We start from the raw sequence: 19,105 nt of genomic DNA, 5'->3' as shown, positions 1-19,105 counted from the left end.
TTGGGCATCACCTTTCGCAAGGAAACCTTCCGCGACGATTTCACCTTCAGGAACAGCCCGGAGCACATCAGGCGGTTTCCGTTCCCGTTCCACGAAGACAGCTACATGTACGCCGTCAACATCGAGCCGCATGTCGTCGGGCCGAAGGGCAGCGTGCTCGAAAACCTGATCGACGTCGACGAGCACTATGTCGCCGAGATGCAGGACCGCGCTCTGGTGCTGGTCGAAGACCCGCTGCGCTGCCAGTCGCTGCCGCACATGACGCTGGCCGGCTGGGATCTGCTCGAGCTTTTGATGGAGCAGCAGGCGCTCGGCTATCCCGAGCATTTCACGCTGACCCGCGACGGCGACCGCTGGCGCTGGATCAACCGGCCGCTCGGCATCGACGACACCTTCACCTTCGGCGACACCTCCACGCTGCCTTACGGCCCGATGGAATACATCACCCGCCAGAGCCAGGGCGATTTCTGCATCCTCGACCAGCGCGACGGCAATCTGTGGATGGATGCCGGCATGGTCACCACCCAGGCCGACTGGTCGCTCGATTTCGACATCGGCATGAACTTCTTCGAATGGCACGCGCCGGTGCCGCTGGCGCATGAGAAGGGGATCTTTATCCGTGCGCTGAAGTTCCTCACCAACATCCAGCAGGGCAAGCCGGCCAGGCGCCTCAACTGGACGATGACCATCAATCCGCGTCTCGACACCAGCCCGGAGAATTACCACAAATGGGGTCCGGACCGGACCACGGTGACGTCGGAAAATGTCGGCGACAAGGTCCATCTGCGCGTCGAACTGCAGAGCTTCTGGAGGCTGCCGCGTTCGAACGGCATCGTCTTCCCGATCCGCTGCTATCTGATCAAGATGGACGAACTGGTGACGCAGCCGAAATGGGCACGGCGCCTGCACCGCGTCATCCGCGACCTGCCCGAGGAACTCGCCACCTACAAGGGCCTGACGCGCTATCGACCGACGCTGGTCGAATGGCTGTCGAAGCTGGATGACGGCAGTGCGACGTCGCCGGGGTTTGGGCCGGACTGAGTTTTCCTACTGATGTTTGCGCTGCCCCTCACCCTTACCCTCTCCCCGTAAGAACGGGGAGAGGGGGGCGCCAGCGCTGGAGCTTATCCCTTCGCCCCGTTCTTACGGGGAGAAGGTGCCGGCAGGCGGATGAGGGGCGGCGCAAGCGTTCGGAAGAAACCTCTAACCCGCGCTGCTCTGCGGATAGCAGATGATCGACAGATAGCGCATCGGCAGCCGCGTCAACTGTTCCGGCCCGTGCGGCGCGTCGGCGTCGAAGAACAGGCTGTCGCCCGGCTTCATCGGGTAGAGGTTGCTGCCATGCCGGTAAACCACCTCGCCCTCGAGCATGTAGAGGAACTCCATGCCTTCATGCTGGAAGGTCGGGAACACGTCGGAATCCTCGGTCAGCGTGATCAGATAGGGCTCGACCACGACGCCGCTGGTGTTGGAACCGATATGTCCCAGCAGATTGTACTGGTGGCCGGCGCGCGTGCCGCGGCGCTCGACATCGAGCCCTTCGCCGGCCTTGACGAAGACGGCGCTGCGCTCCTCCTCGAAGCGGCGGAAGAACGCTGTGACGGGAACCCCGAGCGCCCTGGACAGCGCCTGCAGCGTCGTCAGCGACGGCGAGGTGATGCCGTTCTCGATCTTCGACAGCATGCCCAGCGAAATGTCGGTGGCGACCGCCAGATCGGCAACGGTGATGCCGAGCTTCTTGCGGAACGCCCGCACCTCGCGGCCGATCGCCACTTCCAGCACCTTTTCGCGTGTGTCGCGAATGGCGTGCGGGTTCTGGGTCAGCGGCGTGCGGATCGCGCGCCCGTCGCCGGCCTTCGGCACCGGCTTGGCCGCCGCGACACGAGGCTTGGGATCGGAACTCTTCTTCGCCATGTCGCCCCTCGCGGATTTATTTCACTCAAGGTGAACATATTCGCTGCCGATATGGAAGAGCAACCACCACGGCAAGCCATCCACGGCCGAATTGTGCGTTGCCGGCCTGCCGCTCGACCGATAGCCTTTTCACCGGAACTTGCCTGTGCGGACGCGCTTTCCACACAAGGCCTGTTGACAGCACCGAAGGGCCAATTACTGTCCTGTGAGTGAAATTTGTTTCGTAAGAGCAATTCCAGGAAAAGTGTGAAACGGTTTTCCGTCCGGAATTGCGTCAGACAAAAGTCGAAATCAGGAACGGGAGGTCCGCCATGAAAAGTCGCGTTGCCGTCATCGGAGCAGGGCCGTCCGGCCTGGCGCAGCTCAGGGCCTTCAAGTCGGCCGCCGACAAGGGCGCCGAGATCCCCGAAGTCGTCTGTTTCGAAAAACAGTCCGACTGGGGCGGCCTGTGGAACTACACCTGGCGTACCGGCCTCGACGAGCATGGCGATCCGGTGCATGGCTCGATGTACCGTTACCTCTGGTCGAACGGGCCGAAGGAATGCCTCGAATTCGCCGACTACACGTTTGAGGAGCATTTCGGCCGGCCGATCGGCTCCTACCCGCCGCGCGCCGTGCTGTGGGACTACATCAAGGGCCGCGTCGAGAAGTCAGGCCTGCGCCAATGGGTGCGCTTCAACAGCCCGGTGCGCATGGTCACCTTCTCGGACGAAACCAAGAAATTCACCGTCACCGCGCATGACCGCACCAACGACGTCACCTACTCGGAAGAGTTCGACAACGTCGTCGTCGCCTCAGGACACTTCTCCGTTCCCAACGTTCCCTATTTCGAAGGCTTTTCGACCTTCAACGGCCGCATCCTGCACAGCCACGATTTCCGCGACGCCATGGAATTCAAGGGCAAGGACATACTGATCATCGGCCGTTCGTACTCGGCCGAGGACATCGGCTCGCAGTGCTACAAATACGGCGCCAAATCGATCACCTCCAGCTACCGCTCCAAGCCGATGGGCTTCAAATGGCCGGAGAACTGGAAGGAAGTGCCGCTGCTGCAGAAGGTCGTCGGCAAGACGGCCCACTTCAAGGACGGCACCACCAAGGATGTCGATGCCATCATCCTGTGCACCGGCTATCTGCATTCCTTCCCGTTCCTCACGGACGATCTGAAACTCAAGACCGCCAACCGCATGTGGCCGGACGGTATCTATGAGGGTGTCGTCTGGGAGAAGAACCCGAAGCTCTCCTACATCGGCATGCAGGACCAGTTCTACACCTTCAACATGTTCGACGCGCAGGCCTGGTTCGCGCGTGACGTGATCATGGGCCGCATCAAATTGCCCTCGGCCGAGGCGATGGCGGCGCATGGCGCGAAATGGCGCGCTCGCGAGGAAACGCTCGAAGACGCCGAGCAGATGATCTGGTTCCAGGGCGACTACACCAAGGAATTGATGGACCAGACCGACTATCCCGGCTTCGACGTCGAGGCGGTCAACCACACCTTCATGGAGTGGGAGCACCACAAGATGGAAGACATTATGAGCTTCCGCGACCACGCCTACCGCTCGCTGATGACCGGCACGATGGCGCCGCTGCACCATACGCCCTGGCTGCAGGCGCTGGACGATTCGATGGAAAGCTATCTCGAGGTGAAGGGCGTGGCGGCGGAATAGCCGTCGCGCCCAGCGGCCTATCCCAGCCTTGCCCTGGCCTTTGCCGTCCAGGCGCTGAACAGCCGGTCGGCGACGATGCCGATGAAGGCGATGGCGAGACCGGCGACTATGCCGCGGCCGGAATCGGCCTTGGACAGGGCGATGAACACCTCCTGGCCGAGATCGCGCGTGCCGACCATGGCGCAGATGATGATCATCGCCAGCGCCATCAATATGGTCTGGTTGACGCCGAGCATGATCTCGGGCAGCGCCAGCGGCAGTTGCACGCGAAAGAAGGTCTGGCGCGGCGTGCAGCCCGAAACCTTGGCCGCCTCGATCAGTGCCGGCGGCACCTGGCGGATGCCGTGATTGGTGTAGCGGATGGCCGGCACCACGGCGAAGGCGACAGTGGCGATCATGGCGGTGACGTCGCCGACCCGGAACAGCATCACCACCGGAATGATGAAGCAGAATGACGGCAGCACCTGCAGCGTGTCGATGATTGGCGTCACGGTCTTTTCGAAACGATCGCTGCGTGACGCCATCAGCCCGATCGGAATGCCGATCAGGCACGAGATGAAGGCCGAGAGGCCGCAGAGATAGACCGTCGCCATGGTCTTTTCCCACAGCCCGGTGATGGCGCAGAAGGCGGTCAGCGCCGCAACCAGGAAGGCCAGGCGCAGGCCGGACAGCTGGTAGCCGGCAAGGCCGAGCAGGAATACGGCGCCCAGCCACGGAAAGCCCTCGCAGAAGGCGCGCACCGGATTCAGCACGTTGAGGATCAGCGCCACGCGAAACGCTTCGATCGTGTCGAAGAAGTTGATCGTCACCCAGCTCACCGCCGCCTTCCACAAAGGCGCGGTGGTGAAGGTGATCGCCTTCGGCACCGCGGCGAACGCCGGCACGAACAGGCTGAGCAAGGTGGTCGCGGCAAGGATGGCGACGGCCAGCGTCAGATTGGGATAGCGGCGCCAGAAGTCCGGGCTTGCCGCCTGATAGATCTGGCCCTGCGCATGATTGTGGGCGATGGCCTGGCTCAGCCGGTCGAGCGCGATCGCCAGCGCCACGATGGCAAGGCCCGCTTCCATCGCCTCGCCGACCTTCAGCGCGCGCAGCGCCAGGAGCACGTCATAGCCGAGGCCGCCGGCGCCGATCATCGACGCGATGATCACCATGTTCAGCGCCAGCATGATGACCTGGTTGACGCCGACCATCAGCGTCGGCCGCGCCGAGGGCAGCAGCACCCGCCACAGTTTCTGCCGCGCCGTGCAGCCGGCCATCTCGCTGAAATCGTCGATCTCCGACGGCACGCGCGCCAGCCCCAGCATCGTCGCCCGCACCATCGGCGGCGTGGCGAAGATGGCGGTGGCGATCATCGCCGACACCGGGCTGTTGCCGAACAGAAGCAGCATCGGGATCAAATAGGCGAAGGTCGGGATGGTCTGCATGAGGTCGAGGGCAGGGGAGACGATGAGCCGCTCGGCCCAAGGCTTGCGCCAGGCCCAAATGCCGACGAACAGGCCGGTGACGATGCAGAACGGTACCGCGATCGAGATCAGCCCGAGCGTCAGCATGGCGCTGGTCCATTGGCCGAACAGCGCGATGTAGGCAAAGCAGCCGCCGACCAGCACGCCAAGCTTCCAGCCGCCGGCGGCGCGCCCGGCCAGGTATGCGGCGGCGCAGACGCCGACCCACGACAGGCGGGGCAGCGCAAAAGCTTCCGCGCCGTGGCCGATCTTGAAATTCTTGGCCAGAAGATTGAGCGCGAAATCGAGCGGTACGCCGAGCACCGCGGTGATCGAGCGCGTCAACCAGGACAGGTTCGACTTTATCCAGCGCATCAGCGCGCTGACCCAGTCGGCGACCGGGACAACCGCTTCGGTTGGATAGTTGACGGCCCAGGGCATTCTGTCCTGCAGCAGGAACACCACAAGCACGGCGATCAGCGCGAGCGCCCAGATCGCCAGCCAGCGTTGGACCGGCGGCCTAGCGGCGCTGGCGCTTGCCGTCACCGTCATGCGCCGGCTCTCTTGTGCTCGATGCCGGCCAGCAGATCGATCACCGCTTGCGGCGTCACTTCGCCGATCGGCTTGCCGGTGCCGTTGACCACCGCGAACGGCTTGCCGGCGGAAACGATGCTTGCCGAAAAGCTCGATATCTTGGCCTCGGGCGAAACCGTGCCGCCGTGCTCGCTACCATCGCAGGCGCGCATGAGGCTTCGCGCCGAGATCACCTTGGCGCGGTCGACGTCGCGGGTGAATTCGGCGACATAGTCGGTCGCCGGATTGACCACCAGCTCCTCAGGCGTGCCGATCTGGATGACCTCGCCGTCTTTCATGATGGCAATGCGATCGGCGAGCCTTATCGCCTCGTCGAAATCATGGGTGATGAAGACGATGGTCTTGTGCAGCATCGTCTGCAGCCGCATCAGCTCGTCCTGCATCTCGCGGCGGATCAGCGGATCGAGCGCCGAGAACGGCTCGTCGAGGAACCAGATCTCCGGCTTGGTGGCGAGGCTGCGGGCGATGCCGACACGCTGCTGCTGGCCGCCGGAGAGTTCGCGTGGATAGAAATGTTCGCGGCCGCGCAAACCGACAAGCTCGATGACTTCCTGCGCCCGTTTCTCGCGCGTCGGTCGATCCTGACCCTGAATGCTCAAGGGAAAGGCGATGTTGTCGAGCACATTGAGATGCGGCAGCAGCGCGAAATTCTGGAACACCATGCCCATGCGGTGGCGCCTGAGCTCGATCAGCGCCGCGTCCGAAATCTTCAGCAGATCCTTGCCTTCGAATTCGACCTTGCCATGGGTCGGCTCGACCAGCCGCGACATGCAGCGCACCAGCGTCGACTTGCCCGACCCCGAAAGCCCCATGATGATGAAGATCTCGCCCTGGCGTATTTCGAGATCGACGGCGCGCACAGCGCCGACCAGGCCGGCCGCTGCAATGTCGGCAGGGCTGGCCTTGCCGTCGCGCTGGCGAATGAAATCGGCCGCGTTCGACCCGAACAGCTTCCAGACATTGCGGCAGGCAAGTTTTATTGGACGGGCATCCTTCGGCACGCCAACCGCCTGCGGTTCAGTCGCTTCCGTCATCCAATGGTCCTTCTGGAAAATGGGACAGAGACCCGGCCGCTAGGGCCGGGTCCCGTGGCTTCCAGTTGGAACGATCACTGCGCCCAGGCTTTCCAGTCGGCTTCGTGGGCGGCGATCCAGGCAGCGGCGACCTCTTCCGGCGTCTTGCCGCCGAGATCGATCTCGCCGCTCATCTTGTTGAGTTCGTCGGTGTCGACCGTGTAGGCCTTGGCCACCTTGTAGGCGACCGGCCATTTGTCCTTCATGCCGGCCCAGGAATATTTCCAGATCTCGCCATGCGGCTTGCCGCAATCATATTTGGCGTCCGGGTTCGTGCCCCATTTCGGGTCGGTGTAGCACTCCGGCGTGTTTTCGGGGAATTGCACCCATTCGCCCTTGTACTTGGCCGGCGCCCAGTGCGGCGAATAGATCCACAGCATGATCGGCGCCTTGCGCTGGTAGGCCGAGTCCAGCTCGGCGAACATCGCCGCATCGGTACCGGCATGGATGACGGTGAAGGGCAGTTTCAGCGCCTCGACGCGTTCGTCGTCAAAGCCTTCCCAGGTCACCGGGCCGCCGAGATAGCGCCCCTTCGGCGTCGTCTCGGCTGTCGAAAAGGCCTCGGCGCATTTCGGGTCCTTCAGCGCTTCCCAGTTCGGCAGGCCCGGGCATTTCTCCTTCATGTATTCGGGGAACCACCACTCTTCCTTGGCCTTGGGGCCGAGCGCGCCGAGGCGTTCGGTCTGGCCGGTGGCGTCGGAGGCCTTCATGGCCTCGCCGGCGGTCGTGTCCCAGAATTCCAGGCCGACATCGAGATCGCCATTGGTCAGGCCGGTGGTCAGGCTGGAGAGGTAGTCGGCGGTCGGATATTCGACCGTGTAGCCGAGCTTTTCGAGGATGCCGCCAAGGATCTTGGCGTTGAGGTTGACGCTGGTCCAGTCGAACAGCGCGATCTTGATCGGGTCGTTGGATTCCGGCGCCGCTGCCTGGGCCGGTGGTGTCAGCGCGCTTGCCGCGGCAAGCGCAAGTGCTCCCATTGAGAATTTCGAAATCACGCTGCGAAGTAACATGCTCGTTCTCCTGTCAAGCCGTGTGGAAATTATCGCTCGTTCCCGTCTTCTTGTGTTTTGATTTCATTGTGTTGGCAAAAGCGGCAGGCGCGCAAGGCACCGATGCATCGATTGTCGGGCAGGCGCGGGGATTGGTGAAAATTGGATTCCGGAGCATGCCGAGGGACGCCGTCATGACTGCCGGCGGGCTGCTGCCGAAGCAGTCATCAACGGGTCGATCGCCACTCCCGCGGCGCTCCGAAACGTCCCAACCATCGAGATGGTCCCACAATCCCCAGCCACCAGCACCGCACGCCGTCCGGCTTGCCGCACCAGTTTCATAGGATGAAATTATATATACCAACGTTCATGCCGCGCAACGCATAAAGCCCCTCGGTAGTGTCTCGGTTTGAAATTCACTGACCCAGGTCGGTGCCGCCGTCCCGCGATCTGCTCGCCAGAATCTCATCCGTCAGAAGCCTCGCAAGATGGTCGCGGCTCATGCCCAACGTTTGCTTGAGAAACAATAGGAACACGCGCGCCCTGTCTGTTGACAGGCCGCTCGCCTCTGCCTGGGCGATTACCTCTTGCTGATGCTCTATCCGCTGTTCGAGCTCGCGGATGTACTGCTCGACCCTGGCGATGTCGTCCTCGATGCGCATGCCACGATGATGGCGGCAGAGATAAACAAAAGCTAGGGGTGCGATTGGCGACCCGTCACTGGCTTGCCGACCGGCGGTTGCTCAAGGCACGATCAGCCTGCTCACGACATAATCAGGCCGCCATCGACATTGATGGTCTGGCCGGTGATGTAGGTCGCATCGTCGCTTGCCAGGAAGCTTACCAGGCCGGAGACGTCCTCGCCGCTGCCGGCGCGGCCCATCGGGATGTTCTTCACCCATTCCGCCATCAACTCGCCCGGCTTGTAGTCGCCCATCAGCCTGCCCCAGGCGGCATCGTTGTAGGCCCACATGTCGGTGTCGATGATGCCGGGGCAGATGGCGTTGACGGTGATCTTCTCCTTGGCCACCTCCTTGGCCAGGCTCTGGGTGATGCCGACGACGCCGAATTTCGATGCCGCATAATGCGGCGTGTAGATAAAACCCTGCCGCGCCTGGCCCGACGCCGTGTTGATCAGCCGGCCGCCGTCGCCATGCTTGCGTATGCGGGCGATCGCTTCCTGGCAGCACAGGAACACGCCCTTGGTGTTCACCGCCATCACCTTGTCCCACTCGGCCTCGGTCATCGCCTCGATCCGGGCGATGGTGATGACGCCGGCATTCTGCACCGAGATGTCGACGCGGCCGAATTGCTGCTCGGCGAGATCGTAAAGTGCGGCGACTTCGTCCTTCTTCGTCACGTCCATCCGCATCGAAGCGACCTTCGCGCCCGCCGCCTTCAGGCTGGCCGCGACTTCGTCGACGCGCGGGTCGATGGCACTGACGACGACCGCCGCACCTTCGGCCGCGAAACGCTTGGCCATGGCCGCGCCAATGCCGCCGCTGGCGCCCGTGATGACCGCCGTCTTTCCTTCAAAACGCTGCACTTCTTGTTCTCCTACCAGCAGACGAAGCCGCCATCGACGATCAGGTCGATGCCGGTTACGAAACTCGAAGCGCGGCTGGCCAGGAACACGGTCGGGCCGACCATCTCCTCCGGCATCGCCATGCGCCCCATCGGTGTGTCGCGCTCGAAGATCTTGACCTGGTCGGCGACTTCCGGCCGCTTGTTCATCGGCGTCAGCGTGTAGCCGGGGCTCACCACATTGACGCGCAGGCCGCGATCCGCCCATTCCATGGCGAGGCTCTTCGACATGTGGATGACGGCGGCCTTCGAGGAATTGTAGTGCGCCTGGGTCAGGCCGCGATTGACGATCGACCCCGACATCGAGGCGATGTTGATGATCGAGCCCTTGCGCCGCTTGAGCATCGTGCGCGCCTCGGCCTGGCAGGACAGGAACACGCCGCTGACATTGACGTCGTAGATTTTCTGCCATGTCTCCAGCGGCAGCGTCTCGGCCGGTTCGGCGCCAGCGATGCCGGCATTGTTGACGGCGATCGTCAGTGCCCCGAGTTCGTTTTCGGTACGCTCGACCGCCGCCGCAAGATCGTCTTCCGAGGTCACCGTGCCGGTCAGCACCAGCGCCTTGCGGCCGAGTGCGGTGATCCTTTGCGCCGTTTCGTCCAGCCCACCCTTGGAGGTGTGGCCGAAGCAGGCGATATCGGCACCGGCTTCCGCAAGCCCGATGGCGATCGCTTGGCCGATGCCGCTGCCGGCGCCGGTCACCAGCGCCACATCGCCACGAAGATCGAATAGTGTCATCGTCGGTTCCTCTCCTCCAACCGCCGGAATTCCTCGAAGTGAAGGGGCGCCAGTCTGCTGGCGCCCCGCGCGGTCCGGTGCCTGGGAGGGTATCACCTGCTGCGCTTTGTTCCGATTGCTTTCTAGCTCGTCGCGAGCTCCATCACCGCGACATTGCTGGCTTCGCTCCGCTCGAGGATGCCGCGCTGGCGGCCACGGCTCAGCACCAGCACGCGATGCGAGAGGCCGAGCACCTCCTCGAGGTCGGAGCTCACCACCACCACCGCCATGCCGGAGCGGGCGAGGTCGGCGATCACATCGTAGATCGCCGCGCGAGCGCCGACATCGATGCCGCGCGTCGGCTCGTCGAGGATGAACACCTTGGGCGGACGCGACACCCATTTGGCGATGATCACCTTCTGCTGGTTGCCACCGGAAAGTTTTGAGACCGCCTGGTTCGGCCGGCCCTTGACGCCAAGCCTGGAAATGCCGGCCTCGGCGAATTTCTGCACCGCCTTGGGAAACACCCAGCCCTTCGGCGCGACATGGTCGAAATTGCCGAACGCCAGGTTCTCGCCGATGGTCTGGTCGAGCACCACGCCTTGCGCCTTGCGGTCTTCCGGCACCAGCACGACACCGGCCTTGATCGCCGCTGCCGGGCCGCTGAGATGCACCGTCTTGCCGGCGACACGCACTGAGCCCGACGAGATCGGATCGGCGCCGGCGATCGCCCGCACCAGTTCCGTGCGGCCGGCGCCGATCAGCCCGGCAATGCCGAGGATTTCGCCCGATTTCACCGAGAAGCTGACATCATTGAAACTGCGCTCCGGCGAGGACAGGTTCTCGACCTCGAGCAAGGTGTCGGTGCCCGGCGGCGACAGCGTCGGGAACATCCGCTCGACGCTGCGGCCGACCATCTGTTCGACCACGGTGCGCACCGGGATGTCGGCGCGCTCGTGCCGGGCGACGATGCGCCCGTCGCGCATCACCACCACGCGGTCGGCGATCTGCGCGATCTCGTCGAGGCGGTGGCTGATATAGATGAAGGACATGCCTTCGGCCTTGAGCTTGCGGATCTGCTGGAACAACAGTTCCGTCTCTTCGCCGCCGAGAGCTGCCGTCGGTTCGTCGAAGATCAGCAATTCGGCATTCAGCGTCAGCGCCTTGGCGATCTCGACCTGCTGCTGGGCAGCGATGCGAAGTGTGCGCACCTTGCGCTCCGGCGAGACGTCGAGGCCGAGTCGCTTCAATTGCGCCGAGGCCTTTGCATTCATGGTCGCGCGGTCGATGCGGCCGCCGCGCATCGGCAGGCGCCCGACATAGACATTCTCTGCCACCGACAGGTCCGGCAGCAGCTTCAATTCCTGATGGATCATGCCGACGCCGGCCTCGATGGCCGCGGCGGGATTGGCGGGGGAATAAGGCCTCCCCCGCCAGACGATGGAGCCGGCATCGGACTTGGTCGCGCCGGCGATGATGTTCGAGACGGTCGACTTGCCGGCGCCGTTCTCGCCGAGCAGCGCGACGACCTCGCCCGGCCGCACCTCGAAGCTCGCATCGGCCAGGACCTGGACCGGTCCGTAGCTCTTGCAGAGGCCGTTGACGAACAGCCCGTTGTGGGGGCTTTCGCTTTGGCGGGGATCAGGCGACATCGTTGCGCTCGTCAACTCTCAGATATGCCGGGTTTCAGGGATGCTTGGCGATGAACTGCTCGACATTGTCCTTGGTGGTCAGCGTCGCGTCCTGCAGCTGCTCGGCGGGAATTGTCTCGCCGGCCACCAGCTTGATCGCCGCATCGACGGCGAGCCGGCCCATGCCTTGCGTCTGCTGCGTCGCGGTGACGTCGAAGACACCGTCCTTCAGCGCCTTGAGCGCTGCCACGTCGCCGTCGAAGCCGGCAACCCAGACCTTGTGGCCGGGATTGGCGACCTTGACCGCCTGCGCGGCACCCAACGCCAGCGCATCGGCCTGGCCGATGACGATCGACACGTCGGGATGCGACTGCAAGAGGTCCTGCGTCAGCTTGAAACCTTCGTCCTGGTGCCAGCCTTCGCTCCACAGCTCGCCGACCACCTTGATATCAGGGTAGCCCTTGAGCGCTTCGCCGCAGCCCTTCGAGCGGTCGACTTCCGGCGTCGTGCCCTTCTGGCCGTGGATGATGATCAGCTCGCCTTTGCCGCCGGCCTGCTTGGCGATGTAGTCGCACACTGCCTGGGCCGAGGCGACGCTGTTGGTGGCGATGAAGGTGTCGCCCGGCGCGCCGTCGGCGTTGCGGTCGACATTGACCACCGGGATGCCGGCGGCCTTGGCCGTCTTGGTCGGCACGGTGGCGGCAGTGGCGCCGGCCGGGATGTAGATCAGCGCGTCGATGTTCTGCGTGATCAGGTCCTGCACCTGGCTGACCTGCGTTGCCGAGTCGCCCTTGGCGTCGACGGTGACGACTTCGATGCCCTTCTCCTTGCCATAGGCTTCGACGGACTGCTTGATCTGGTTGAAGAAGTCGGCCTGCAGATTGGCCACCGCGAGGCCGAGCTTCTTGGCCTCCTTGGCCGAAGCCATGTCGGTGAGGCCGAGCAGCGGAATGACGGCGGCTGCGGCAAGCAAGAGTGAACGTTTGGTCAGCATGGTTTTCCTCCGTTGATATTCAATCTGTCCCGCCTGCGCAGCTCAGCGCCCCTTGGCCGAACATTCCCAGTTTCGGATCGACCGATCCGTTTCCGCCCGGATGCCGGGCGAATCTCATTGCGCCCCACTCTTCACTGCGCTCGCCGCCGCCAGGTGTCGGTGGCGACCGCCAGCGCGATCACCACGCCGATCACCACCTGCTGGATGAAGGGCGAGACGCCGAGCAGGTTCAGCCCATTGCGCAGCACGCCGATGATGAGCACGCCGACGGCGGTGCCGCCGATCGAACCGACGCCGCCCGAGAGACTGGCGCCGCCGATCACCACCGCCGCGATCGTATCCAGCTCGTAGCCGAGGCCCGAGCTCGGCTGCACGGAATCGAGCCGTGCGGCGAGCACGATGCCGGCGAGACCGGCCAGCACGCCGCAGATCGCATAGACCCAGTTGGTCAGCGACTTCACCGGAATGCCCGACAGCCGCGCGACCTCGGCGCTGCCGCCGATCGCATAGAGGCTGCGGCCGGTGGCGCGGTAGTTGAGGAAGATGGCGAAGATGATCGCCAGCACGATCATCAACCCGACGGTGACCGACAGGAAGCCGAAATGGCGGACGATCGACAGGTTGGTGAACCAGTCGGAAAAGCCGACGATCTGCGAGCCGTCGGTGATCATGTTGGCGAGGCCGCGCGCCACCGACATCATCGCCAGCGTCGCGATAAACGGCGGCAGCTTGGTGAGCGTCACCAGCAGGCCCGAGACCAGGCCGCACAAGCCGGCGACGACGAGTGCTGCGGCGATGCCGGCGGGCAGGCCGAGATTGAGATAGTCGGGATGGGCGACAAAACCCATCACCATGGAAGCCAGCGCCAGCACCGAGCCGACCGACAGGTCGATGCCGCCGATCAGGATGACCAGCGTCATGCCGATCGCCATGATGCCCAGCACCGTGATCTGGTCGAGCACGTTGAGGATGTTGCGCACCGTCAGGAAGGTGTCGGTGGTCAGCGTCAGCGCCAGGCAGAGCAGCACCAGGCCGATCAGCGGTCCCATGGTTCCGGCGAACAGCGCCGAAAGCTTCGCGCCGGTCGCGCCTTGAGCGCCGGTCGTGGCTTTCAGATCGCTTGCATCGTTGCTCACGGTCACTTCGTCTCCTCCGTCAGCGAACCGGCGATGGCTTGCCGTTCGCCCTTGTTCACCAGGCACCTCCCTGTGAACAATTTATCTTTGATATGCAATTTTGTTCAGCTAAACTGTTCATCAGAAAATTGTCAAGTGCCGCGAACGCATTCGACAGCGGTTTGCGCGGCAATGCGGTTTGCCTTACGGGAAGCTTGTTGCGGGAGGGCAAGAAACATGGCGACCATGGAGAACGAGAGGGCATCGCGCTTTCCGGACGCCGAACTGAAGGCCCGCGCCGCCTGGCACTATTATGTCGAGGGCCTGACGCAGGAGCGGATCTCCGAGATCCTCGGCATCGGCCGCATCAAGGTGCATCGCATCCTCTCCGCCGCCCGCGAGGAGGGGGTCGTCCAGTTCCGCATCCGCGACAGCGTCGTCGAATGCGTGCAACTCGAGGAGAGCCTGAAGCAGCGCTTCGGCCTCAGCCAGGCCGTGGTCGTGCCCTCGGCCGCCGACAGGAGCAATGCGCCGCTGATGATCGGCCATGCCGCCGCTACCTACCTGGCCGACAATGTGAACATCGGCGATGTCATTGCGCTCGGCTGGGGCCGCACGCTGAAATTCGCCATCAAGGAACTGCCCAGGCGGCCGATCGCCAGGACCACGGTGGTCTCCATGCTTGGCGGCCTCACCCATGCCCAGCCGCTCAATCCGACCGAAAGCGCCTGGGAGTTCGCCGAAAAGATCGGCGCCGAATGTTTCCTGCTGCCGGTGCCGGTCTATGCCGACAAGCCGGAGCAGCGCGACGCCTTCATGAGCCAGCGCAGCGTCCAGGACGTCGTCTTCCGGGCGCGCCGCGCCAACATCGCCGTGCTCAGCGTCGGCTCGTTCTCCAACGACAGCCCGATCGCCAATTACGGCTTCATCAAGCCGAGCGAGCTCGAGGAGTTGCAGGCGGCCGGCGCCGTCGGCGATATTCTTTGCCATTTCATCGACGCCGAGGGTCGCCCGGTCGACCATGAGGTCAACCGCCGCGTCTGCGCCTATCCGCTGCAGGAGCTGTCGGACATTCCGAACATCATCCTGGTTTCGGGTGGGCAGGAGAAGGTGGCCATCATGCGAGCTGCGCTCGCCAACACCAAGATATCGGTACTGATCACCGATGAGGACGCGGCCAAGGGCCTGCTTGGTCGCTGAGGTCTGGCACTGATTTAGGTCTCGGCAAGTGGCTCAGCCGGTCAAAACTCGCAGGGTTTGGGGCGGCTGTCGTCGGACCAGTCCGCGAGGGCGATCGGCGCGAACGTTCCTTCGACCGGCTTGCCGTCGTTCAGATCCTGCGAGGCGACACCCTTGCCGGTGAGAAAATTGATGTCGCAACCGCCGAGCGTCGTCTCGACCGTGCCATCGGATTTCTGCACGTTCCAGTCCCAGTTGCGGCTGTAGCCGGCGACCAGGAATTTGCCTTGGCGATAGACGATCGTCAGCGTGGCTTCCGTCGATTTGTTGGCGCCGCAGCCGAAGCAGGAGGTGATGACAAGCGATCCCTTGCCCTTGCTTTCGAGCGCGAGAATCCGGTCCTCCGTAAGCGACTTCTTGACGAAGCTCGGCTTGCGCGAAGGGTCGAGCTTTCCGTCGCCCGCAGCCAGATAGATGGAGAGCTCCGCTTGCCCGTTGTCGGCATCCTGCGCGATCACGGCTCGATCCATTTGGCCGTCAGAGTCGATGTCGAGCGCAGCCTCGAATGGCGGTTCGGTAGGTTCGCTCTCGGCCAACGCGGACATCGGGATTGTGGCAAAGGCGACAATCCAGGACAGGGCCGCGAGATGAGATGCAGTCTTCATGGCCGCAAATCTAGCATTGGCCGGACAAGACGCAAAAGTGGCTCCGCTGGCAGACAGAACACCGGAAGTTCTGGATCTGGAAAACTAGCGCCGTCGACTCTACGCCGAAGCGTTGGCGAGCCGTGCGTGGATGTCACGCGTCGCGTGATAGAGGTCGCGATAGATCGCTTTGCGGGCGCGGTAGCCCGGGACCAGTTTGTCGACGGGATCGACATGTCTGGTCGGCGCCGCGGTCATCACCTCGTCCGCGGCCTCGGGCGAGGCAAACCATCCGACGGCCGACGCCGCCAGCATCGCGGCACCTAGCGCCGCCGCTTCGTTGACCGGCGACACGGAGAGTGGCCGCTCGAGCACGCTGGCCATGATCCGCATCAGCAGCGCCGAATTGGTGCCGCCGCCGGCCGCGATCATTGCCACCGGCTTGCCGCCGGTCTGGCCTTCCATCGCCTCGCTGGCGATGGCCTGCTCGAAGGCAATGCCTTCCAGCACCGCGCGGAAAAGATGCTTGGGCTCATGGTCAAGCGACAGGCCGACGATGGCGCCACGCGCAGCGCCGTCCCAGTAGGGGCTCATGACGCCCGCCCAATAGGGCATGACCAGCAGCCCGTCGCTGCCGGCAGTAACATCGACCGCCGCTTTCTCCAGCACCGCCGCCGAGGCCGAACCGGTGGTGCGCACGATCCAGTCGACCAGCTGCATGCCCGAGCGCAGCACCGTCTCCAGCATGAAGCCGGATCCGGTCGGCGAGACCAGGGTGCGGAACGCGTCCGACGTGGTGACGGCGCCGGAATAGCAGCCGCTGACGACGCCGGAGCCAAGCGAGAGATAGCTCTTGCCTGCACCGTAGACGCCCATGCCCAGGCCCATCGCCTGGCCATCGCCGGCGCCGGCGACGATGGGCGTCCCGGCCCTCATGCCGGTCAGCCCGGCAACGCTCTCGGCCAGTCCGCCGCAGATTTCGCCCGGTCCGATCAACTCCGGCAACTGATCCGGCTGAAGCCCGGCGGCTTCGATGAGCTTGGGATGCCAGGCGCCTGTCGCGACGTCGAGCAGCCCGAGCGGATCGGCACTTGCCGTGCTGGTGACCAGCCGACCGGTCAGCCGGTGCACGAAGAAGCCATGCACGTCGACAAGTGCCGCCGCCTTGGCCAAGACCTCGGGCTGGTGCTCGGCGAGCCAGGCGACGGCGTAGAGCGCCGGCGTCGGGTCCGGCGGCTTGCCGCTCCAGTCGCGGATCGCCTCGCGGCCAAGCTCCGCTGAAAGCCGCGCCACCTGCGGGCGGGCGCGTTCGTCCAGCCACAGGATCGCCGGTATGAGCGGCTTGCCGGGGCCGTCGATCAGCGTGAAGGTCTCGCGCTGATGGGCGATCGAAATCGCCGCCACGCGCTCGGCGCCGACCTTGTCGGCGACCTGCTTCAGCGCAGTGACAAGCGCTGTCCACCAGTGCTCCGCATCCTGCTCGAAATGGCCGGGCTTCGGATTGGAAAGCGGATAGATCTCGCGCGCCTGAAAAAGCTCAGCGCCGTCACGCGCAAAGGCGATCGCCTTCACGGCCGTCGTCGAGGCGTCGATCCCGATTACGACATCGTCCATCAGGCGAGAATCCGGTGGAGATCAGGCGGCGTTGGTAACGAACCGTCCGTCCGACTGGTCGAGACGACGGCGGATCTGGGTTATCACCATCGAATCGTCGGGTACACAATTTTCATAGGTCAGGAACTCACCGGTTTTCACAGGCTTCACCACCTTGGCGCGTTCGGCGAGGCCGAGCGGCAGCGCTCCCTTGGCGCGCGCGCCCTCCCAGGTCATGGCGAAGCCGCGATAGTCGTTCTCGCCGATCATGCCGAGCGACTGGCCGGTGCCGAGGTCGCTCTTGGCCACCGCCACCGCTTCGGCCACCGGATGGTCGAGTGGCTCCATGTCGGCGCGCTTGTAGACCACGGCGCGCGCCGCCGAGAGCGGCACTTCAAGGCTGGTCAGGTGGTAGGGCCGGAAGATCGTGAAATAGGGACCCTTGCCGACCTTGAGGTCGACCATGCGCTCCAGCACGCGCGGATGCTTCGTCTCGATGATGCAGAACACGCCGGGCGCCACGCCCTTGCCGATCGAATAGTCGACCACGCCCTTGCGGTGCAGCACGCCGCCATCCTCGCGTGGGCAGAGCACGCTGGCCAGTTCCTCGAGCGTCGCCGTCGGGCCGTGCATGCCCGGCACGTCGGGCACCAGGCCGGTGGCGTTGGCGATCGCCACCATCTCGATCGCCGTCTTCGAACCGTCGACGAACTCGACCAGCATGCGCGCATTCATGTTGCGCTCGCTGGCCTCCTTCTCGTAGTCGGCGGGCATGGCGTCGATCTTCAGCGGGTTGTTCTTGCCCTTGCCGGCGGCGATGATGTTGAAGCCGAGGCTTTTGGCAAAGCCGATGATCTCCAGCGTGCAGGCTGGTTCGTCGCCGGCCGCACCGGTGTAGACGACGCCGGCCTTGCGCGCTTCCTCTTTCAGGAAGCGCCCGATTGTGATGTCGGCCTCGACATTGAGCATGACGATATGCTTGCCGTTCTTCATCACTTCGAGCGCGAACAGCGTGCCGATATTGGGATTGCCGGTGGCGTCGATGATGACGTCGATGCGGCCGGCGGCGGCCAGCGCATGCAGGTCCTCGGTCACCGCGATCTTGCCGGCCTCGATGGCGCGGTCGATGGCCGCGGCATTGGGCGCCTGGACGATGTCGGAACGGTCATGGCCGGCAAGCAGTGCCGCGTCGATCGCCGCCTGCGGCCGGACTTCGGAGATGGCGCCGATGCGCATCCCCGGCATCAACGCGACCTGGACGACGATGTCGGTGCCCATCTGCCCGGCGCCGGCCAGGCCGATGGTGATCGGCCCCTGCTTCTCAGCGCGCTGCAAGAGTTCCGCTGCGAATTGCGGATGGGACATGTCGCTTCCTCCAGTTCCTGACGCGCCGCTGCGTCGCAATCATCCTTTGAACATTCCTATTTCCATTTGAAAAATATTTCAACCAGCATTTCGACGGATGCTGCAGGATTCAGATCAGGAGAGGAGGTCCACACGGCAGGCAAATCAGCTTGCTTGGGGAGCATTGCGGGACATCGGGACGCCGACGCCCGAGCCGATAACAAGAGGCGGTAAGATCAATCCATCCGCGGCTGTACGGCGCTGTCGCAAACCTTCGAGATTGGCCGAAGCCTCCCCAACTTTGTCATCCCTGGGCAGAGCAGGAGCGAAGCTCCGTCGCGGAGACCCTGGGATCCATGCCGTAACATTAGCCGAAGAATGCTGCGGTTCAGGACAACATCGCGGCGAGTTGCCCGATAGTTACCAAGGGGGTCGCGCAGGAGCTGCGTCTCCACCGTTGCGACACGTCAACGTCACGGCATGGCAACTGTGTTCATGCGAATGCGGTTTTGTCTCGAATGATGGCGTTGAGAGTGATCAGAAGTTTTCTGGCGACAGCGACGATGGCGAGTTTCTTTGATCCGGAGCGAGCCGCGAGTGCAGCATAGAAGGCTTTGAA

The 19,105-nt window shown here is 63.9% G+C and carries 16 protein-coding genes and 1 pseudogene; 3 read left to right on the top strand and 14 right to left on the bottom strand.

Annotation, left to right across the window (positions count from 1 at the left end; translation table 11 throughout):
• Complete coding sequence (locus AC04SI_RS19510; protein ID WP_488474726.1) at positions 1-1,041, top strand: heme-dependent oxidative N-demethylase family protein; 1,041 nt, start codon at positions 1-3, stop codon at positions 1,039-1,041.
• A 162-nt stretch (positions 1,042-1,203) separates the two neighbouring features.
• Here the strand turns inward: AC04SI_RS19510 and AC04SI_RS19505 are convergent, their stop codons facing one another.
• Complete coding sequence (locus AC04SI_RS19505; protein ID WP_488474725.1) at positions 1,204-1,914, bottom strand: helix-turn-helix domain-containing protein; 711 nt, start codon at positions 1,912-1,914, stop codon at positions 1,204-1,206.
• 311 nt (positions 1,915-2,225) lie between these two features.
• On the opposite strand from AC04SI_RS19505, the gene AC04SI_RS19500 reads away from it, so the two are divergent.
• Positions 2,226-3,584: a trimethylamine monooxygenase gene (locus AC04SI_RS19500; RefSeq protein WP_006204497.1), complete on the top strand. Its 1,359-nt coding sequence runs from the start codon at positions 2,226-2,228 to the stop codon at positions 3,582-3,584.
• Between the two features lie 17 nt (positions 3,585-3,601).
• Here AC04SI_RS19500 and AC04SI_RS19495 read toward each other — a convergent pair whose 3' ends face one another.
• The 9 genes from AC04SI_RS19495 to AC04SI_RS19455 all read right to left on the bottom strand — a co-directional run bounded on the left by AC04SI_RS19495 (position 3,602) and on the right by AC04SI_RS19455 (position 13,726).
• Positions 3,602-5,581 (bottom strand): ABC transporter permease, encoded by a 1,980-nt coding sequence (locus AC04SI_RS19495; protein ID WP_488474724.1) that lies wholly within the window; start codon positions 5,579-5,581, stop codon positions 3,602-3,604.
• Positions 5,578-6,657, bottom strand: a complete 1,080-nt coding sequence (locus AC04SI_RS19490) for a quaternary amine ABC transporter ATP-binding protein (protein WP_488474723.1) — start codon at positions 6,655-6,657, stop codon at positions 5,578-5,580. The genes AC04SI_RS19495 and AC04SI_RS19490 overlap by 4 nt, the downstream gene beginning before the upstream one ends.
• A 74-nt stretch (positions 6,658-6,731) precedes the next feature.
• On the bottom strand, positions 6,732-7,706 hold the full coding sequence (locus tag AC04SI_RS19485; RefSeq protein ID WP_488474722.1) for an ABC transporter substrate-binding protein: 975 nt from the start codon (positions 7,704-7,706) through the stop codon (positions 6,732-6,734).
• A gap of 395 nt (positions 7,707-8,101) precedes the next feature.
• On the bottom strand, positions 8,102-8,347 hold the full coding sequence (locus AC04SI_RS19480) for a hypothetical protein (protein WP_488474721.1): 246 nt from the start codon (positions 8,345-8,347) through the stop codon (positions 8,102-8,104).
• Positions 8,348-8,448: 101 nt separating this feature from the next.
• Positions 8,449-9,231, bottom strand: coding sequence for a glucose 1-dehydrogenase (locus tag AC04SI_RS19475; protein ID WP_488474720.1), 783 nt, complete (start codon positions 9,229-9,231; stop codon positions 8,449-8,451).
• A gap of 11 nt (positions 9,232-9,242) precedes the next feature.
• Positions 9,243-10,007 (bottom strand): SDR family oxidoreductase, encoded by a 765-nt coding sequence (locus AC04SI_RS19470; RefSeq protein ID WP_488474719.1) that lies wholly within the window; start codon positions 10,005-10,007, stop codon positions 9,243-9,245.
• A gap of 122 nt (positions 10,008-10,129) precedes the next feature.
• Positions 10,130-11,638: a sugar ABC transporter ATP-binding protein gene (locus AC04SI_RS19465; protein WP_488474718.1), complete on the bottom strand. Its 1,509-nt coding sequence runs from the start codon at positions 11,636-11,638 to the stop codon at positions 10,130-10,132.
• A gap of 34 nt (positions 11,639-11,672) precedes the next feature.
• Positions 11,673-12,611: a sugar ABC transporter substrate-binding protein gene (locus AC04SI_RS19460; RefSeq protein WP_436248023.1), complete on the bottom strand. Its 939-nt coding sequence runs from the start codon at positions 12,609-12,611 to the stop codon at positions 11,673-11,675.
• A 131-nt stretch (positions 12,612-12,742) separates the two neighbouring features.
• Positions 12,743-13,726: an ABC transporter permease gene (locus tag AC04SI_RS19455; protein WP_488474764.1), complete on the bottom strand. Its 984-nt coding sequence runs from the start codon at positions 13,724-13,726 to the stop codon at positions 12,743-12,745.
• A gap of 237 nt (positions 13,727-13,963) precedes the next feature.
• Here AC04SI_RS19455 and AC04SI_RS19450 point away from each other — a divergent pair, with 237 nt between their 5' ends.
• Complete coding sequence (locus AC04SI_RS19450; protein WP_488474717.1) at positions 13,964-14,926, top strand: sugar-binding transcriptional regulator; 963 nt, start codon at positions 13,964-13,966, stop codon at positions 14,924-14,926.
• 41 nt (positions 14,927-14,967) lie between these two features.
• Here AC04SI_RS19450 and AC04SI_RS19445 read toward each other — a convergent pair whose 3' ends face one another.
• From AC04SI_RS19445 to AC04SI_RS19430, 4 genes and pseudogenes are all read right to left on the bottom strand, one after another.
• Positions 14,968-15,570, bottom strand: a complete 603-nt coding sequence (locus AC04SI_RS19445; RefSeq protein WP_488474716.1) for a hypothetical protein — start codon at positions 15,568-15,570, stop codon at positions 14,968-14,970.
• Positions 15,571-15,669: 99 nt separating this feature from the next.
• Positions 15,670-17,163: a xylulokinase gene (locus AC04SI_RS19440; RefSeq protein ID WP_488474715.1), complete on the bottom strand. Its 1,494-nt coding sequence runs from the start codon at positions 17,161-17,163 to the stop codon at positions 15,670-15,672.
• A gap of 21 nt (positions 17,164-17,184) precedes the next feature.
• Complete coding sequence (locus AC04SI_RS19435; protein ID WP_488474714.1) at positions 17,185-18,507, bottom strand: NAD(P)H-dependent oxidoreductase; 1,323 nt, start codon at positions 18,505-18,507, stop codon at positions 17,185-17,187.
• Positions 18,508-18,979: 472 nt separating this feature from the next.
• Positions 18,980-19,105: pseudogene (locus tag AC04SI_RS19430) on the bottom strand (IS110 family transposase); the annotation flags it as partial.

The organism is Mesorhizobium sp. CNPSo 4689, assembly GCF_057784325.1.
The sequence above is the reverse complement of the archived record's forward strand: the minus strand, read 5'-3'. Positions and strand labels throughout refer to the sequence as shown.

Bases quoted from the DNA above. Each gene is read 5' to 3' on its own strand.
- AC04SI_RS19505 (WP_488474725.1), bottom strand. From the start codon at position 1,914: ATGGCGAAGAAGAGTTCCGATCCCAAGCCTCGTGTCGCGGCGGCCAAG.
- AC04SI_RS19500 (WP_006204497.1), top strand. From the start codon at position 2,226: ATGAAAAGTCGCGTTGCCGTCATCGGAGCAGGGCCGTCCGGCCTGGCG.
- AC04SI_RS19495 (WP_488474724.1), bottom strand. From the start codon at position 5,581: ATGACGGTGACGGCAAGCGCCAGCGCCGCTAGGCCGCCGGTCCAACGC.
- AC04SI_RS19490 (WP_488474723.1), bottom strand. From the start codon at position 6,657: ATGACGGAAGCGACTGAACCGCAGGCGGTTGGCGTGCCGAAGGATGCC.
- AC04SI_RS19485 (WP_488474722.1), bottom strand. From the start codon at position 7,706: ATGTTACTTCGCAGCGTGATTTCGAAATTCTCAATGGGAGCACTTGCG.
- AC04SI_RS19480 (WP_488474721.1), bottom strand. From the start codon at position 8,347: ATGCGCATCGAGGACGACATCGCCAGGGTCGAGCAGTACATCCGCGAG.
- AC04SI_RS19470 (WP_488474719.1), bottom strand. From the start codon at position 10,007: ATGACACTATTCGATCTTCGTGGCGATGTGGCGCTGGTGACCGGCGCC.
- AC04SI_RS19465 (WP_488474718.1), bottom strand. From the start codon at position 11,638: ATGTCGCCTGATCCCCGCCAAAGCGAAAGCCCCCACAACGGGCTGTTC.
- AC04SI_RS19460 (WP_436248023.1), bottom strand. From the start codon at position 12,611: ATGCTGACCAAACGTTCACTCTTGCTTGCCGCAGCCGCCGTCATTCCG.
- AC04SI_RS19450 (WP_488474717.1), top strand. From the start codon at position 13,964: ATGGCGACCATGGAGAACGAGAGGGCATCGCGCTTTCCGGACGCCGAA.
- AC04SI_RS19445 (WP_488474716.1), bottom strand. From the start codon at position 15,570: ATGAAGACTGCATCTCATCTCGCGGCCCTGTCCTGGATTGTCGCCTTT.
- AC04SI_RS19440 (WP_488474715.1), bottom strand. From the start codon at position 17,163: ATGGACGATGTCGTAATCGGGATCGACGCCTCGACGACGGCCGTGAAG.
- AC04SI_RS19435 (WP_488474714.1), bottom strand. From the start codon at position 18,507: ATGTCCCATCCGCAATTCGCAGCGGAACTCTTGCAGCGCGCTGAGAAG.